This window comes from Streptomyces sp. CA-249302 (genome assembly GCF_050936785.1).
Taxonomy (GTDB): Bacteria; Actinomycetota; Actinomycetes; order Streptomycetales; family Streptomycetaceae; genus Streptomyces.
This window is the reverse complement of record NZ_JBNJMG010000001.1, coordinates 1,357,594-1,374,625: the sequence shown is the minus strand read 5'-3', so window position 1 is coordinate 1,374,625 and position 17,032 is coordinate 1,357,594. Positions and strand designations below refer to the sequence as shown.

Below are 17,032 nucleotides of genomic sequence, written 5' to 3'. Positions count from 1 at the left end.
GGCCGCCTCAACGCGCCGTCCAGCCCCCGTCGACGTAGAGCTCCGACCCGGTCACGAAGCTCGCGTCGTCGGAGGCGAGGAAGGCCACGGTGGCCGCCACCTCCTCGGGTGTGCCGAGCCGGCCGAGCGGCGTGCCCTCGACCATCGCGGTCAACCGGGGTGTGTCGCGCCACAGTTCGCGCGACCGGGGCGTCTCGATGAACCCGGGGTGCAGGGAGTTCACCCGGACGCCGCGCTTCGCCCAGTGCAGCGCGGCGTTCTTCGTCATCAGACGTACGGCGCCCTTGGCCGCGTGGTACGAGAACTGGGCGCCGAAGCCGCCGACCGTACCGAAGATCGACGCGACGTTGACGATCGAGCCGCCGCCGGAGCGCTCGATGGACGGGCCGGCGTACTTCATGCCGAGCCAGACACCGGTCTGCGTGACGCCGAGGACCTGCTCCCAGGACTCCATGGTCTCGGTCTCCACCGTGTGCATCGTGGCGATACCCGCGTTGTTGACCAGAATGGACAGTTCGCCCGACTCGGCGGTCGCCGACGCGACGACCTCGCGCCAGGCCGACTCGTCCGAGACATCCAGGGCCAGCCCCACGGCTCCCCCTCCGACCTCCTCGGCGAGCTTCTCGCAGCGATCGGCGTCGAGGTCGGTCACCACGACCGCCGCGCCCTCGGCCGCGAGCCGCCGTACGACGGCGTCGCCGATACCTCCGGTGGCACCGGTCACCAGCGCGGTCTTTCCGGCCAGCCTGGACTGCATCAGGTCTCCCGACTTCTCGTGGTCTGCTGGGTGGTCCTCAGTCGCGGACGCCGAGCCAGGCGAGGGCGCCGCCGTCGATCACGTACGACGATCCGGTGATGAAAGCGGCGTCGTCGGAGGCCAGGAAGCAGGCCAGCCTGGCGACCTCCTCGGGGCGTCCGAACCGTTCCACCAACTGGGGTGCGGTCAAGTGGCGTTCCAGGGTGTCGGGGTCCTCGGCGGCGGCGAGGAAGTCCCGGGCGAGCGGTGTGTCGATGACACCGGGGCAGAAGCAGTTGCAGCGCACCGGGGCCAGGTCCACGGCGGTGACCTTGGTCAGGTGGATGACACCTGCCTTGGTGACGCCGTAGGCGGGGGAGTTGGGGAAGCCGGTGAGGCCGGAGACGGACGCGGTGTTGACGATGGCGGGCCCGCGCGGTGAGCGGCGCAGATACGGTGCGGCGAACTTGGTCGTCAGCCAGACCGCCTTGAGGTTGACCTCGTAGACGGCGTCCCAGACCGCCTCGGGAAGCGAGTCGACCCCGCGGTCCGGCTCGGTCGTGAACGCGGTTTCGATCACTCCGGCGTTGTTGACCAGGATGTCGAGCCCGTCGAAGTGTTCCGCGGTTCGTGTCACCATCGCGGCGATGCTGTCGGTGACGCGCAGATCGCAGACGATCGCCTCGGCCCGCGCCCCTGCGGCCCGCACCAACTCCGCGGTCTCGGCGAGGGTTTCCTCGTTGCGGTCCGCGACAGCCACGGCGGCCGCGCCCTGCCGGGCCAGCTCGACGGCGATCGCCCGCCCGATGCCCTGCCCCGCGCCGGTGACCAGCCCGGTCCTGCCGTCCAAGGAACCTGTCATGGGGCTGCTCCCGAGTACGCGTCGCCCTACCTGAACTGAACTAACTTCAGTATGGTGGAGTCTAGATTCCGGGGGCGAGGACGGCAAGGCGCCGAAACCGGTTTCCTTTTGCTGTACAGAAGAAGCCAATGCGTTCGGCCCCGATCGCGGTGGTCGGGGTGGTTGCGACGCGCCGCCGATCGCTCACATCCGCAACCGTCTCCCCCTCCTCACCGACGAGAATCCGCCGAACTCGCCCTGTGTGCGGTCCGGTCGGTACGGCCGGTGCACCTCGGGGTTACCGGCGGTAGGTCTCCTGAGGGGCTTCTGTTACCGCAGGTCACGCGGTGGGCTTTCGTTGTCACTGCGTCTGTGGGTAGTTGTCGGGCCTTGTATCCGGCTTCAAATGTTGAGCACAAATTCCACACATCCCTCTCTCCAGGAGGGGTTCGATGGTCTAGATTGACCTTGCTTCGCATGGTGGGACACGAGGCGACAAATGGTGATCTATTGGTCCGGCGTTACGGGCAAGCGGAATTGGCGTGTCCGGCGTCTGACGTGGGGGTGATCAACTCTTGGGGCCCGATGGGGCTTTGGGTGCGGGGAGCATCCGGGGTTCGACGGGTCCTGCGCTCCTCCTAGCCCTGTAGCAGCCGGGATGTCATGCACTGGGCAGGGGTCTCACGCAGGGAGGAACAGCGCGGTACGGGGGGCGGGGGGCCTCCCGAGGGGAGGAAGCGTGCGGGAGGCGGGGGCCTCCCGGGGGGAGGGACAGCAGTGTTGGGCGAGCACGTCATACCACTGGGGACCGGGGGGGTTCTGTGGCGCAGGGGGGACTAGTCGATCCTTTTTCGTCGGCGCACGGGCGTCTGACGGACGAGGCGATGAGCCGGCCCGCGAGCGGCTGGGAGCAGCGGTACAGACGTACCGTGATCACCAGCGACACCGTGGTCACCGCGTTCGTCGTAGCGGCGATAGGTGAGTTCTTCGGGGCCCGGGACGCGGCCAACTGGCATGAGAAGTGGGGCATTCTGGCCTTCGGCACCGAACTGCTGGTGCTGGGGTCGCTCGCGGTGAGCCGGGCCTGGGTTCCGGCCGTACTCGGCCAGGGCGCCGAGGAGTTCCGCCGACTCGGCCGCTCACTCTTCACGGCGACCGTCGTGCTCGCGCTCGGCGGGATAGCCCTCACCTCGCGCAACATCAAGCTCTGGATATTCGTCGCGATCCCGGCGATCGCGCTCGTCACCATGACCGCGCGCTATCTGCTCCGCCTCTCGCTGCACAAACAACGCAAGGAAGGACAGTGCCTGAGACCGGTGCTCGCCGCCGGGAGCCCGGACACCGTGCGCGACCTGATAACCCGGACCCGCAAGTTCCCGCACCTCGGCTGGCGCGTCGACGGTGTGTGCACGACGGACGGGATCGACGGTGACGAACTCGACGGAGTTCCGGTCGTCGGTCGGCTGACGGACGTCGCCAAATACGTGGAGCACGACGGCTATCGGGTCGTCGCCGTCACACCGGACGTGTACTGGACGCCGGAGCGGCTGCAGCGGCTGGCCTGGAACCTCGAAGGCAGCGACGCCGAGATGGTCGTGGCCCCCGTGCTGATGGAGGTGGCCGGCCCGCGGCTGCACGTCGACGCCGTGCTCGGGATCCCGCTGCTGCGGGTCAGCATGCCGACCTTCACCGGGGGCCGCCGGGCGATCAAGGCGGTCGCCGACCGGATGGGCTCCGCACTCCTGCTGATCCTGTTCGCACCGCTGATGCTCTTCGTGGGACTGCTCGTGGTGACGGACAGCCGGGGCGGGGCGTTCTACCGCCAGCGCCGGGTCGGCAAGGACGGCCGCGAGTTCACCATCCTCAAGTTCCGCACCATGGTAGTCGGCGCCGACCGGGCACGCGCCGAACTGGCCGACCGCAACGAGGGCGCGGGGCTGCTGTTCAAGATGCGCCGGGATCCCCGGGTGACCCGGGTGGGAACAGTGCTGCGCCGGTACTCGCTCGACGAACTCCCGCAGCTGTTCAACGTACTCACCGGATCGATGTCGCTCGTCGGTCCGCGCCCTCCGCTGCCGGAGGAGTCCGCCGCGTACGGCCCGGACATCCGGCGACGGCTGCTGGTCAAGCCCGGCCTCACCGGCCTGTGGCAGATCAGCGGACGCAGCGACCTGCCGTGGGAGGAGGCCGTCCGCCTCGACCTGCGGTACGTGGAGGACTGGTCGCTCGCCCTGGACGCGGTGATCTTGTGGAAGACGCTGCGCGCGGTGCTCTACGGCCAGGGGGCCTACTGATGTGCGGGGGGAGCCGTCGGGACGGCGGGCAGACCGCAGGCCGCAGGGGCCTGTGTGGGGGGAGGAACGGGTCATGAGAATCAGCGTGTTCGGGCTCGGCTACGTGGGCTGCGTGTCGGCCGCGTGCCTGGCCGGCATGGGGCACGAGGTCATCGGCGTGGACGTCAACCAGGTGAAGGTCGACCTGGTCAACGACGGCAAGGCACCGGTGGTCGAGGAGCGGATCGGCGAGCTCACCGCCGACGTCGTGCGGACCGGGGCGCTGCGCGCCACCACCGACGTCCGTGAGGCGATCATGCACAGCGAGGTGTCGCTGATCTGCGTGGGCACCCCCTCGGAGCCCAACGGCAGCCTGTGCACCACGTACTTGGAGCGGGTCACCGAGGAGATCGGCGCCGCCCTGGCCGAGCGGGGCGGGCGGCACACCGTGGTGTTCCGCAGCACCATGCTGCCGGGCACCTGCCTGAACCTCCTGGTGCCGATCCTGGAGAAGAACATCGGCGGCACCGCCGGCGTGGACGTCGGGGTCGCGGTCAACCCGGAGTTCCTGCGCGAGGGCACCAGCGTGCGGGACTTCTTCGACCCGCCCAAGACCGTCATCGGCGAACTCGACCCGGCCAGCGGCGACGTGGTGGCCGCGCTGTACGAGAGCCTGCCCGGCGAGGTGTTCCGGGTGCCGGTCCCGACGGCCGAGGCCATCAAGTACGCGGACAACGCCTTCCATGGCCTCAAGATCGGCTTCGCGAACGAACTCGGCGCCGTGTGCCAGGCGTTGGGCGTGGACTCGCACCAGGTGATGGACGTGTTCCTGGCCGACCGCAAGCTGAACATCAGCCCCGCCTACCTGCGCCCCGGCTTCGCCTTCGGCGGCTCCTGCCTGCCCAAGGACCTGCGCAGCCTGGTGTACGCGGCGCAGCGGGCCGACGTCTCGGTGCCCATCCTCTCGCACGTGCTGCCCTCCAACGCCGACCACCTCCAGCGCGCGGTGGACCTGGTGGAGCGCACCGGCAAGCGGAAGGTGGGCCTGTTCGGGCTGTCCTTCAAACCCGGCACCGACGACCTCCGGGAGAGTCCGCTCGTCGAGCTGGCGGAGCGGCTCCACGGCAAGGGGTACGACCTGCGGATCCACGACGCCAACGTGAGCCTCTCCCGGCTGATGGGCGCGAACCGCGAGTACATCGAGACCCGGCTGCCACACCTCGCGCAGCTGCTCGCGGACTCCGTCGAAGAGGTGCTCGACCATGCCGAGGTGTGCCTGGTCGGGACCAAAGACCCGGCTGTCCTCGCGGCCCTGCCTCATGGCGGCGGCCCGGTGATCGTCGACCTCATCCGCCTTCCCGACGCAGACAAGCGCCGGACCGAACCGGGATACATGGGCCTTGCTTGGTAACGAAGTCAGCGGCGACGGCTCGGGCCGGCGCGCGCTGATCCTGGTGGAGAACCTGTCGGTGCCCTTCGACCGACGGGTGTGGCAGGAGTGCACCACGCTGCGCGACGCGGGCTGGGAGGTGCACGTCATCTGCCCCCGGGGGAGAAGCGGGACACGGAGGCGGAGGCGGTGATCGACGGGGTGCGCATCCACCGCTACCCGTTGCGCGCCGCCACCGGAGGACCGGCCGGCTACCTCAAGGAGTACGGATCTGCGCTCTGGCGCACGGCCCGGCTGGCCCGCAAGGTCGGCCCGGTGCACGTGGTGCACGCCTGCAACCCGCCCGACCTGCTGTTCCTGTCGGCCCGTTGGCTGCGGCGGCGCGGCGCACGGTTCGTCTTCGACCAGCACGACCTGGTGCCCGAGCTGTACCTCTCCCGGTTCGACCGCGGCAAGGACCTGCTCTACCGCGCCGTGTGCGCCGTGGAACGGCGGACCTACCGGGCCGCGGACGTGGTGCTCGCCACGAACGAGAGCTACAAGGACGTCGCGGTGAGCCGCGGCGGCAAGCGTCCCGAGGACGTCTACGTGGTGCGCAGCGCGCCCCAGATCGAGCGGTTCCAACCGGTGCCGGCCGAGCCGGAGTTGAAGCGCGGCAAGTCCCATCTGCTGTGCTACCTGGGCGTCATGGGCCCGCAGGACGGTGTCGACTACGCGCTGCGCGCCCTCGCCAAGCTGCGCGACGAGTTCGGGCGGACCGACTGGCACGCGGTGTTCGTCGGCTCCGGCGACGCCTTCGACGCGATGGTGGAGCTGTCCCGGGAGCTCGGGCTCACCGAGCAGGTGCAGTTCACCGGGCGCATTCCCGACGCCGACCTGGTGCGCTACCTCTCCACCGCGGACGTGTGCCTCTCTCCCGACCCGCGCAATCCGCTCAACGACGTGTCGACCATGAACAAGGTCCTGGAGTACATGGCGATGGGCCGGCCGATCGTCTCGTTCGACCTGAAGGAGGCGCGCGTCTCCGCGGGTGACGCCGCCGTCTACGCGCCGGCCAACGACGAGGCCCGGTTCGCCGAGCTCATCACGGTGTTGCTGGACGATCCGGACAAGCGGGCCCGCATGGGCAAGATCGGCCAGGAGCGCATCGGCGGGCAGCTCTCCTGGAGCAACTCCCAGGCGTCGCTGCTCGCCGCCTATGCCGCCGCCTGCCGGGACCGCGCCGCGGTGTCGGCGAGCGGTCCGGTGCGCACAAGGAAGAAGAGGCAGCGCAGTTGAACGAAGACACCATCCGCCTCGTCACGATCGGGCGGATACTCCGGCGGCGGTGGCGGCTCCTGGCCGTCCTCGCCGTGGTGGGCGCACTGTTCGGTTACGGCACCTCGGTGCTGGTGTTCCCGCCGCGGTACACCGCGTCGGCACCGGTACTGCTGCCGGGCATCTGGGAGGAGCGCGAGCTGCTCACCGAGGTCGACATCGCCACCAGTTCGACGGTGGTCGACCGCGCGGCCGCCGCGCTGCACTGGACCGACGTCAGCAGGACGAAGCTGCGGGCCAACGTGAGCGCCAAGGCCGCCGACGGCAACATCATCACCATCTCCGGTACGGCGGACACCCCGGAGCGCGCGCAGCGGCTCGCCGACCGGGTGGCCCAGCAGTTCGTGCAGTTCGCCGCGGAGGTCGCGGGCAGCGGCACCGACGCCGGGGCGGCCGCGGAGACCGAGGCGCTGCGCAAGCAGGTCGCGGACACCAACCGCCGCATCAGCGACCTGGCCAAGGCCGCCGATCCGGGACAGACCGTGGAGAGCGTGCAGGCCCGCACCGCGCTCGAGAACCTGCGCACCTCGCTGGAGGCGGCCATGAAGAAACTCGAAGAGGCCGGCCCGACGAGCAACAAGGCAGGCATGGTCGTCATGGGCTCGGCCGCCCGGCCGACCGGCGAGGCACCTCCGACCAGGATTCAGCTCATCGTCGGCGGAGCACTGCTGTTCTTCCTGCTCGCGGTCATCGGCCATCTGGTCGCCGCACGGAGGAACCGCCGACTGCGCACCGAACCGGAGATCGCCGCGGCCCTGGGCTCGGCGTCGCTGGGCACCGTCGACGTGCCCGGCGAATGGCCCGCGCACCACCCGCAGGACGAGGGCGGACGGGCCAGGATCCGCCGGCTCCTCGGCGCCGACACCCGGTGGGACGTACCGGCGCCGCAGAAGTCCGGCGACGAGGCCGGCCGACGGCTCCGCTACCGGCGGGTGTGCGCTCGCCTGAGGGATCAACTGCCCTCTCCCCGGCGGCTGCTGGTCGTCGTACCGGACGGCGACGAGATCGCCCGCCGGGCCGCGGGACAGCTGGTCGCCGAGGCCAAGGGCGATCCGCTGCTGCGGGTGGTGGAGGTGTCGGTGGACCGGCCGATGGTGCCGGACCGCGACACCGAGAACGGCGCGCTGGTCCTCCTCAGCGCGGGAACCTGGACCGCCGACGAGCTCACCGGCATCGCCGGAGCATGCGCGGACGGCAGGCACGAAATCGTCGGCGTCGTCGTCGCCGGCGTGGTCGAGGCCCGCCCCGAGCGGCCCGCCGACCAGCTTCCGGACGACGCCACGCTGACGTTCGCGGTGCCCGGCCGCACGGCGGGAGGTTCGGCGTGAGCACGAGCACGACTTCGGAGTCGCCGACCTCCGCCCCGCTCCTCGACCTCCAGGGGCTGGTGGTGTCGGTGCGCAGGCGCCGCCGCCTGTGGTGCACCATGGCGGTCCTGGGCTTCCTGGCCGGCGCGGCGATCGCGGTCCTGATGCCGCCGGCGCCGAGCGCGATGACCAAGGTGCTGGTCGCCCACGCGGAGGACCAGCCCAACGACACCGGAACGCTGATCCGTACCGATGTCGCGGTGCTTCAGACCACCCGGGTCGCCGACATGGCCCTGAAGTCCCTCAAGTCCTCGGAGAAACCAGAGGACTTCATGAAGGACTACCGGGGCACCGGCCTGACCAACAACCTGCTCGAGATCGACGTGACCGCCGACAGCGACGCCGAAGCGGTGGCCCGGGCCAAGGCGCTGGCCGACGCGTTCGTCACGGACCACGTGACGCGGATGCAGGACATCGCGAAGGCCGAGTCCAAGGCCCTGCTCGACCAGCGCGACCGCACGAAGGCCGAGCTCGCCCAGGTCAACAAGGAGATCAGCGAGCGATCCACGGCCGGCGACACGACAGGGGCGGCGAGCATCGAGACGCTCTACGCCCGCCGGGCCGAACTCAACTCGAGGATCGCCGACTTCGACCAGCGCGCCGCGGACGCCCGCACCGGCACGCCCAGCGTCATCGCCGGCACCCAGGTCGTGGACGCGGCGCGCGCGGTACCGCACTCGCTGCCCAAGGCGGCTGCCACCGACGCCGTGATCGGGCTCGTCCTCGGCCTCTTCCTCGGGCTCGCCCTTGCCGCGGTCGGCGTGGTGGTCGCGGACCGCCCGGTGCTGCGCCGGGACATCGCGGCGAACCTGGGCGCCTCCGTCATCTCGGAGCTGCCCCGCCGCTCGGGCAGGCCGTGGCAGCGCCGACGGACCCGGCTGGCCCGCGAACGGCTCACCACGTCCCTGGCCCGCACCGTGCGCGGCTCCGCGGAACCGGTGTCGCTGCTGGAACTGGGCTGCGCGCGCAGCACGAGCCTGATCGCGCTGAACGTCGCCAGGGCACTGTCGGACGAGGGACCGGTGGCCGTCATCGACGGTCTGCCCGGCTCGCAGCTCTCCGGCCGCCGCCAGAAGCCGGGGGACCCCACCGTGCTCAGCGGTGAACAGGCCTCGGCCCTGCCGGATCAGGGGCACCTGATCGGCGTCGGCTCGGTCGCACCCGGCACCGCGTGGACCGACCTCCAGTACCTCGGCACCCAGACCGTGCTCGTGGTGCGGGCCGGGCACGGCAGCGCCGCCTGGCTGCACACCGTGGCGCGGCAGCTCGCGGACCAGAGCATCCCGGTGATCGGTGTGGTGCTGATCGACCCCGATCCACGGGACCGGACCGACGGCACGCTGTGGGACGGCCTGCAGACCGCGCTGCGCGGCCGGAGCGAGCGGTCGGACCGTCAGAGCGCGACAGGCCGTTGGCAGACGGAGCGGCTGCCGATGTGGGCGCAACGGGTCCCGGACAGCAACCAGGAGGCCAGGTAAGACATGTGTGGCATCGCAGGCACTTACCGATGGCCCGACGGGAAGGCCGTGACCGACCGGCTCACGGAGACCCTCGCCCACCGCGGCCCGGACGGGTCGGGCCGGTACAGCCACCCCGTCGGTGACGGCGAGGTGCACCTCGGGCACCGCCGGCTGTCCATCATCGACCTGTCCGAGACCGGCGCCCAGCCGATGGCCAAGGACGGCCTCGTCCTGACGTACAACGGCGAGCTGTACAACGCGCCGGAGCTGCGGGCCGAGTTGGAGGCGGCCGGGGTGGGCTTCCGCGGTACCTCCGACACCGAGGTGCTGCTCGAGGCCTGGCGGCGCTGGGGTACGGACTGTCTGTCCCGCCTTCGCGGCATGTTCGCGTTCGGGATGTTCGACGAGCGCACCGGTGAACTGGTGCTGGTTCGCGACCAGTTGGGCATAAAGCCGCTGTTCCTGCTCCGGCGCGGCGAGGGCCTGGTGTTCGCCTCCGAGCTCAAGGCGCTCGCCGCCGCGACCGGCGGCAGGCTGGAGGTCGACCACGCGGCGCTGGTGGCCTCGCTGCTCTACTACTGGGTGCCGGACTCGCGGTGCGCGTTCCGCGAGGCGGAGAAGCTGCCGCCGGGCAGCTGGCTGCGGTGCCGGCCCGACGGCCGGGTGGAGCGCGGCCGGTTCTGGAACCTCAAGGACGTCGCCGCCGAGGGCCGGGAGCGGGCCCGGAGCGGCGAACTGCCGGACCTGGCGGCCATCGTCGAGGAGTCGACCCGGCAGCACCTGCTCTCCGACGTACCCGTCGCGACCTTCCTGTCCGGCGGGCTCGACTCCAGCTATCTGACCGCGCTGGCGGCCCGCGAGCACCCCGGGATCTCCGCCTACACGATCGGATTCCGCGCCGAGGACGCCAAGTTCGAGGCGATGCCCGACGACCTGCGCTACGCCCGCCAGGTCGCCGAGCGGTTCGGTGTCGACCTGCACGAGATCGAGATCGCCCCGAACGTGCTCGACCTGCTGCCGCAGATGACGTACCACCTGGACGAGCCGATCGGCGACCCCGCCGCGATCAACACCTACCTGATCTGCTCCGCCGCCCGGGAGGCCGGCGTCAAGGTGATGCTCTCGGGGATGGGCGCCGACGAGCTGTTCGCCGGGTACCGCAAGCACCTGGCCAACCTCCTCGCCCTGCGCTACCAGCGGGTCCCGCGGCCGCTGCGGCGCGGGGTGTCCGCGGCCGTGGGCCGGCTGCCGGTCGCCACCTCCCGCCGGGGATTCCGGTCGGTGCGCTTCGCCAAGCGGTTCCTCTCCTTCGCCGATCTGCCGGAGGAGACCGCGTTCCGGCGCAGCTACACGATGTACGACCAGGACGAGCTGCTCGCGCTGGTCGCCCCGGACCTGGCCGGGACGGTCGACGACGTGCTGACCGAACACGCGGACATCTACCAGGACAACGAGCTCGACGACTTCGTCAACCGGATGTGCCTGGGCGACGCCCGGATGTTCCTGCCGGGCCTCAACCTCGCCTACACGGACCGCTCCAGCATGGCTGCGTCGACCGAGGTGCGGGTGCCGTACGTGGACATCGAGGTGGTCAAGGCGGCGTTCGCCGTGCCCGGTGACCGCAAGATAGCCGGACGGCAGGGCAAGGCCGTCCTCAAGGAGGCGGCCACCTCGGTCCTGCCCCGGGAGATCGTGTACCGGCCCAAGGGCCTGTTCAGCGCCCCGCTGCGGGCCTGGATGAGCCGGGACCTGGCACCGCTGGTGCGCGAGGTGGTCAACGACGGCGAGCTCGTCCGCTCGGGGATCCTGCGCCGCGACGCGCTGGCGCGGATGGTCGCCGAGGACGCCGCCGGGCAGCAGGACTTCTCCAAGCATCTGTGGCACGTGCTGACCCTCGAGTACTGGTATCGCGACGCGACCTCCGGGTCCGGCAAGAACTCCCCCGTGACGGCGTAGAAACAAGAGGACTTCGGTGAAACAGGTCGTACAGAACTACAAGAGCGGCGAGCTGGCGGTGCTCGACGTTCCGGTGCCGGGGTGCAAGCCGGGCGGTGTGCTGGTCCGCACCGCCTACTCGCTGATCTCCACCGGCACCGAGCTGATGAAGGTGTCCGAGGCCGGCATGTCGATGCTGGGCAAGGCCCGCTCCCGCCCCGACCAGGTGGCCAAGGTCATGCAGAGCGTGGCCACCAACGGCGTCCCGGCCACCTACCGCAAGGTGATGGGCAAGCTGGACTCCTACACACCGCTCGGCTACTCGCTGTGCGGAGTGGTCGAGCAGGTCGGCGCCGGCATCGACGACGTGAAGGTCGGCGACCTCGTGTCCTGCGCCGGCAACGAGCACGCCCTGCACGCCGAGCTGAACTGGGTGCCGAAGAACCTCTACACCCCGGTGCCGGACGGCCTCGCGCCGCAGCACGCGGCCTTCGGGACCGTCGGGTCGATCGCCATGCAGGGCGTCCGCCAGGGCGAGCCGCAGCTCGGCGAAGTCGCCCTCGTCATCGGCCTCGGCCTGATCGGGCAGCTGGTGGCGCAGCTCCTCACCGCCTCGGGAGTCCGCGTCGTCGGCGCCGACCCCGACCCGGCGCGCTGCGAACTCGCCGAGCGCCTGGGCGCCGCGGCCTGCGGCGACCCTGGGTCCGCGGCCGTGGAAGCCGCCGTCGCCGAACTCACCGACGGCCACGGCGTGGACCAGGTGTACCTGGCCGCCGGCGGCGGCAGCAACCAGCCCGTCGAGCTCGCCGCCCGCCTCTGCCGGGACCGCGGCCGGGTCGTCGACATCGGCAAGTGCCGCCTCGACCTGCCGTGGAACGCGTACTACGAGAAGGAACTCGACGTCCGGTTCTCGCGCTCCTACGGACCCGGGCGCTACGACCCGTCGTACGAGCTGGAGGGGCGCGACTACCCGATCGGCTACGTCCGCTGGACCGAGCGCCGAAACCTGGCCTGCTTCCTCGATCTGATGGCCCGTGGGCGCGTCGACGTGGAACCCCTGATCTCCCACGTCGCCGACTTCGACGACGCCGTCGAGACGTACCAGCGCCTGAAGGACGGCGAACTCAAGGCCGTGGCGGTCCTGTTCCGGTACCCCGAGCAGGAGGGCGAGAAGGCCGAGCCGGAGGCCCCGGCGATCGCCGTGCCCGCGGTGACCGTGAAGCCGAGTCCGGCCCGGGCCACCAACTCGCCGGTGCGACTGGCGTTCGTCGGCGCGGGCAACTACGCGACGTCGATGCTGCTGCCGCACCTGGCACAGCGCGAGGGCGTGAAGCTGTCGACGGTCGTCACCACGACCGCGCTGTCCGGGGCCAACGCCCAGCGGAAGTTCGGCTTCGAGGAGGCGACCACCGACCTCGACGCCGTGCTCGGCGACAAGTCCGTCGACGCGGTGTTCGTCGTCACCCGGCACAGCTCGCACGCCGAACTGACCCGTAAGGCACTGCTGGCCGGCAAGACCGTGTTCGTCGAGAAGCCCCTCGCCCTCACCGAGGACGAGCTGGCCGGCGTACTCGCGGCGGTAGAGGAGTCCGGCAACGACCGGCTCCAGGTGGGCTTCAACCGCCGCTTCGCGCCGCTGCTCCAGGAGGCCAGGACCAGGTTCGGTACCCGGACCGGCCCGGCGAACCTCCGCTACCTGGTCAACGCGGGCCGACTCCAGCACGGCAGCTGGTACCTCCAACAGGGCACCGAGGGCTCCCGGTTCGCCGGCGAGGGCGGCCACTTCATCGACACGGCGAGCTGGCTGCTCGACGCCGACCCGGTCTCGGTGTACGCGACCGCCACCTCCGGCAACGAGGACCTCCAGGTCGTGCTGCGCTACCCGGACGGCTCGACCGCCACCATCAGTTACGTCACCACCGGCCCGTCCGGCTTCCCCAAGGAGACCCTGGACCTGGTCGCGGACGGCAGCGCACTGCGGCTCGACGACTTCGTCCGCGCCTCGGTGTACGGCCGTAAGAAGTGGGTCAGTTCGCGGCTGCCCAAGGCCCGGGACAAGGGCCAGAACGCCGAACTGGCCGCGTTCATCAAGGCGGTTCGGACCGGCGGGCCGATGCCCGTGCCGCTGGAGTCGCTGGTCGCCACCACGGCGGCCACCCTCGCCGTGCAGGCCGGCCTGGCCGGCGGCGCGCCGGTGACCCTGGCGAGGTCCCGATGACCATGAGCGCGGGCTGGTACCTCCGGCGGCTGTCCCGGATGGGACCGCAGGAGATCGCCGGCCGGGTGGGCGACACGGTGCGCAGGCGCCGCTGGCGCTCGGCGCAGCCCGACTGCCCGAGCGTGACCGGCGCCCGGTTCACCGCGGTCCTGCCCGCGGGCACGATCGCCGCCATCGCACCGGACGCCGCGAAGCGTCTCGTCGCCGAGGCGGACCGGCTGATGGACGGGCACGGCGAGTTCTTCGGGGTGGAGCGCGACGACCTGGCCGACCCGGACTGGTCGTACGACCCGAAGACCGGGCGCCGGGCTCCGCAGGTCTACGCCTTCGACGTGCCGTACCGCGACGAGAGCGCGGTGGGCGACATCAAGCAGATCTGGGAGCCGTCCCGGCACCAGTACCTCACCCAGCTCGCCGCCGCCTACGCGATCACCGGGAACGAGCGGTACGCCGAGCGCGTGGCCGAGCACCTGCGGTCGTGGTGGTCGGCCAACCCGCCGCTGCGCGGCGTCCACTGGGTCAGCGGCATCGAGCTTGGCATCCGGCTGCTGTCCTGGGTGTGGATCCGCCGGCTGCTCGACGGCTGGCCCGGCGCGGCCGGGCTGTTCGAGGACAACCCGGTGGCGCTGAACCAGATCTGGCACCACCAACGCTGGCTGGCCGCCTTCCCCAGCCGGGGCTCCTCGGCGAACAACCACGTCATCGCCGAGGACGCCGGGCAGTTCGCCGCGGCCTGCGCGTTCGACTGGTTCCCCGCCTCGGCGCGCTGGCGGGCCGACGCGCTGCGTTCGCTGGAGCGGCAGCTGCGCAACAACACCTACCCCTCCGGCCTCAACCGCGAACTGGCCACCGAGTACCACGGGCTGGTCCTGGAGCTCGGCCTGGCCGCGGTGGCCGAGGCGGACGCCGCAGGAGTCCAAGTCCCGGCAACGGTCCGCCTGGTACTGCTGCGCATGACCGACGCGCTCGCGGCCGTCGTGGACAACCGGCTCCGGCCGCCGCGTCAGGGGGACGCGGACGACGGACACGGTCTGATCGTGGACGGCGCGGGCACCGAGCGCTGGGGCTCGCTGCTGGCCACCGGGGAGGCCGTGTTCGGCCGGCTCGACTGGTGGCCGACGGTGACCGGCACGGATGTGCGCACCCCGCTGCTGGCCGCGCTCGTCAAGCCGACCGAACCGTCCGCGGCCCGCCCGGCGAGCCGACCGGCCCACTTCGCCGACGCCGGCATGACGATCCTGCGCGGCCCGGAGGAGATCTGGTGCCGCTGCGACGGCGGTCCGCACGGCTTCCTGTCCATCGCCGCGCACGCCCACGCGGACGCGCTGTCCGTGGAGGTGCGGCACGACGGGGTCGACGTACTCGCCGACCCGGGGACGTACTGCTACCACGGGCAGCCCGAATGGCGGCAGTACTTCCGGTCGACCCTCGGCCACAACACCCTCCAGCTGGACGGTGAGGACCAGTCCGTCTCCGGCGGACCGTTCCTGTGGACCCGGCATGCCCGGACCCGTGTCCTGAGCGCGGACACGTCCGGCGAGGTGGCCCGCTGGACCGCCGAACACGACGGCTACCAGGGCTCCATGCACCGCCGCCGGGTGGAACTGACCGCGGAGAGCCAGGAGTTGAGACTGGTCGACGAGGTGAGCGGCCCGCGCCGGACCGTCAACCTGGCGTTCCACCTGGGCCCGGAGATCACCGCGGACTTGACCGGAAACCGGGCCCAGCTGACCTGGACCCGCGACGGTGAGGACCGCTCCGCCGTACTCGACCTGCCCGAGGAGCTGTCCTGGCAGGCGCATCGCGGCGAGAGCGAGCCGCCGCTGGGCTGGTACTCCGCCGGCTTCGGGCGCAAGGAACCCGCCACCACCCTGATCGGCACCGGCTCCACCGACGGCACGGCGGGTTTCACCACCGTGCTCAGGTTCCGCGGCTAGGGGGGGCACGTGGGGATCAAGAGGCGGCCCTGGGCGTTGGCGGTGGCACCGCTGGCGCTGGCCCTGCTGGCGGCGACCGGCTGTGACAGCAGCACACCGCAAGCCGATGCGAAACCGACCGCCGTGCCGACCACCTCCGGTGCGCGGACCACATCCCTGGCCCGGGTGTGCGCCAACCCCGCGGCCGGGCCCACCAAGGCACCGGCGGGCGCGGTGACGGTCGACCCCGCGAAGGTCGGCGACCTGGCGGCGAAGACCAAGAAGAGCCCTCCGAACACCACGTTCTGGCTCCGGCCGGGCAAGCACCGGCTCGACCCGGACCGCTACGCCCAGGTCGTCCCCAAGAAGGGGGACCGCTACATCGGTGCGCCGGGCGCGGTGCTCGACGGCGGGAAGAAGAACCAGTACGCGTTCAGCGGCGGCGCGGAAGACGTCACCATCCGCTACCTGACCGTGCAGCGTTTCGCGGCGCCGTCCGACGAGGGCGTGGTCAATCACGACTCGGCCGACGGATGGGTGATCGAGGACTCGACGATCCAGGACAACGACGGTGCCGGGCTGATGGCCGGTGCCCGCCAGCAGGTCCGCGCCAACTGCCTGAAGAACAACGGCCAGTACGGCATGAACGCGTACAAGGGCAACGGCCGCGTCACCGGCCTGGTGGTCGAGGGCAACGAGATCGTCGGCAACAACACCGGCGACTGGGAGCGGCGCAAGCCGGGCTGCGGCTGCACCGGAGGCATCAAGTTCTGGGACGTCAACGGCGCGGACATCCGCGGGAACTGGGTGCACGACAACCGCGGAACCGGGTTGTGGGCGGACACCAACAACAACGACTTCATCATCGAGAACAACGTCATCGAGGCCAACGACGGTGCCGCGCTGATCTACGAGATCAGCTACAACGCGATCATCCGGAACAACACGATCCGGCGGAACAACTGGGTCGAGGGCCGCAAGGCCGCCGACGCCGGCGACAGCTTCCCGTTCGCGACGATCTACCTCTCCGAGTCGGGCGGCGAACCACGGATCAAGGCCCGCACCGACAAGATCGAGATCTACAAGAACGTGCTGGAGAACAACTGGTCCGGGATCACCCTGTGGGAGAACGCCGACCGCTTCTGCAACAGCCCGGCCAACACCTCCTCCGGTGACTGCACGCTGCTGGTGAAGAAGACCGGCAGCTGCAAGAAGCCGGCGATCGCCAAGGCACCGCTCTACTCCGACTGCCGGTGGAAGACCCAGCGGGTGGACATCCACGACAACCGCTTCGTGCTCGACAAGTCCGTCCTCAAGTGCACGCAGAAGTGCGACCGCATGGCGGTGCTGTCCAACTACGGCACCTATCCGGACTGGTCGCCGTACCACGGCGAGCGGGTGGCCGACGCGATCACCACCAAGCAGCACAACCGCTGGCACGACAACGTCTACGTCGGACCGTGGAAGTTCGTCGCCCACGACCCGGCCCGCGTGCTCGACTTCACGCAGTGGCAGGGCACGCCGTACCAGCAGGACAAGGGCAGCACCCTCGACCTCACCGCAAAGGCCGGTGGTTGAG

The 17,032-nt window shown here is 70.8% G+C and carries 10 protein-coding genes and 1 pseudogene; 9 read left to right on the top strand and 2 right to left on the bottom strand.

The window, feature by feature from the left end:
• Window positions 1-7 precede the first annotated feature (7 nt).
• Both ACQEWB_RS06165 and ACQEWB_RS06160 read right to left on the bottom strand, forming a co-directional pair.
• The gene (locus ACQEWB_RS06165; RefSeq protein ID WP_432827854.1) at window positions 8-757 is read right to left on the bottom strand and encodes an SDR family NAD(P)-dependent oxidoreductase; all 750 of its coding nucleotides are present in this window, start codon (window positions 755-757) and stop codon (window positions 8-10) included.
• A gap of 37 nt (window positions 758-794) precedes the next feature.
• Window positions 795-1,598, bottom strand: a complete 804-nt coding sequence (locus tag ACQEWB_RS06160) for an SDR family NAD(P)-dependent oxidoreductase (protein ID WP_432827852.1) — start codon at window positions 1,596-1,598, stop codon at window positions 795-797.
• A gap of 800 nt (window positions 1,599-2,398) precedes the next feature.
• On the opposite strand from ACQEWB_RS06160, the gene ACQEWB_RS06155 reads away from it, so the two are divergent.
• From ACQEWB_RS06155 to ACQEWB_RS06115, 9 genes and pseudogenes are all read left to right on the top strand, one after another.
• Window positions 2,399-3,871, top strand: coding sequence for a sugar transferase (locus tag ACQEWB_RS06155; protein WP_432827850.1), 1,473 nt, complete (start codon window positions 2,399-2,401; stop codon window positions 3,869-3,871).
• 73 nt (window positions 3,872-3,944) lie between these two features.
• Window positions 3,945-5,261 carry a nucleotide sugar dehydrogenase gene (locus tag ACQEWB_RS06150; RefSeq protein WP_432827848.1) on the top strand — a complete coding sequence of 439 codons (1,317 nt, stop codon included), beginning with the start codon at window positions 3,945-3,947 and terminating at the stop codon, window positions 5,259-5,261.
• Window positions 5,251-6,518: pseudogene (locus ACQEWB_RS06145) on the top strand (glycosyltransferase family 4 protein). The gene ACQEWB_RS06150 and the pseudogene ACQEWB_RS06145 overlap by 11 nt, the downstream one beginning before the upstream one ends.
• Window positions 6,515-7,885 carry a Wzz/FepE/Etk N-terminal domain-containing protein gene (locus ACQEWB_RS06140; protein ID WP_432827846.1) on the top strand — a complete coding sequence of 457 codons (1,371 nt, stop codon included), beginning with the start codon at window positions 6,515-6,517 and terminating at the stop codon, window positions 7,883-7,885. The pseudogene ACQEWB_RS06145 and the gene ACQEWB_RS06140 overlap by 4 nt, the downstream one beginning before the upstream one ends.
• On the top strand, window positions 7,882-9,402 hold the full coding sequence (locus ACQEWB_RS06135; RefSeq protein WP_432827844.1) for a Wzz/FepE/Etk N-terminal domain-containing protein: 1,521 nt from the start codon (window positions 7,882-7,884) through the stop codon (window positions 9,400-9,402). The genes ACQEWB_RS06140 and ACQEWB_RS06135 overlap by 4 nt, the downstream gene beginning before the upstream one ends.
• A 3-nt stretch (window positions 9,403-9,405) precedes the next feature.
• Entirely contained in the window at window positions 9,406-11,340 is a 1,935-nt protein-coding gene (asnB, locus tag ACQEWB_RS06130; protein ID WP_432827842.1) for an asparagine synthase (glutamine-hydrolyzing), read from the top strand.
• Window positions 11,341-11,356: 16 nt separating this feature from the next.
• Window positions 11,357-13,537 carry a bi-domain-containing oxidoreductase gene (locus tag ACQEWB_RS06125; RefSeq protein WP_432827840.1) on the top strand — a complete coding sequence of 727 codons (2,181 nt, stop codon included), beginning with the start codon at window positions 11,357-11,359 and terminating at the stop codon, window positions 13,535-13,537.
• Entirely contained in the window at window positions 13,534-15,474 is a 1,941-nt protein-coding gene (locus ACQEWB_RS06120; protein ID WP_432827838.1) for an alginate lyase family protein, read from the top strand. The genes ACQEWB_RS06125 and ACQEWB_RS06120 overlap by 4 nt, the downstream gene beginning before the upstream one ends.
• 9 nt (window positions 15,475-15,483) lie before the next feature.
• A complete protein-coding gene (locus ACQEWB_RS06115) occupies window positions 15,484-17,031 on the top strand; it encodes a right-handed parallel beta-helix repeat-containing protein (protein ID WP_432827836.1) in 1,548 nt (515 codons plus the stop codon).
• Window position 17,032 lies beyond the last annotated feature (1 nt).

Excerpts from the sequence above, each read along its gene's own strand:
- ACQEWB_RS06165 (WP_432827854.1), bottom strand. The coding sequence starts at position 757 with ATGCAGTCCAGGCTGGCCGGAAAGACCGCGCTGGTGACCGGTGCCACC.
- ACQEWB_RS06160 (WP_432827852.1), bottom strand. The coding sequence starts at position 1,598 with ATGACAGGTTCCTTGGACGGCAGGACCGGGCTGGTCACCGGCGCGGGG.
- ACQEWB_RS06150 (WP_432827848.1), top strand. The coding sequence starts at position 3,945 with ATGAGAATCAGCGTGTTCGGGCTCGGCTACGTGGGCTGCGTGTCGGCC.
- asnB (WP_432827842.1), top strand. The coding sequence starts at position 9,406 with ATGTGTGGCATCGCAGGCACTTACCGATGGCCCGACGGGAAGGCCGTG.
- ACQEWB_RS06120 (WP_432827838.1), top strand. The coding sequence starts at position 13,534 with ATGACCATGAGCGCGGGCTGGTACCTCCGGCGGCTGTCCCGGATGGGA.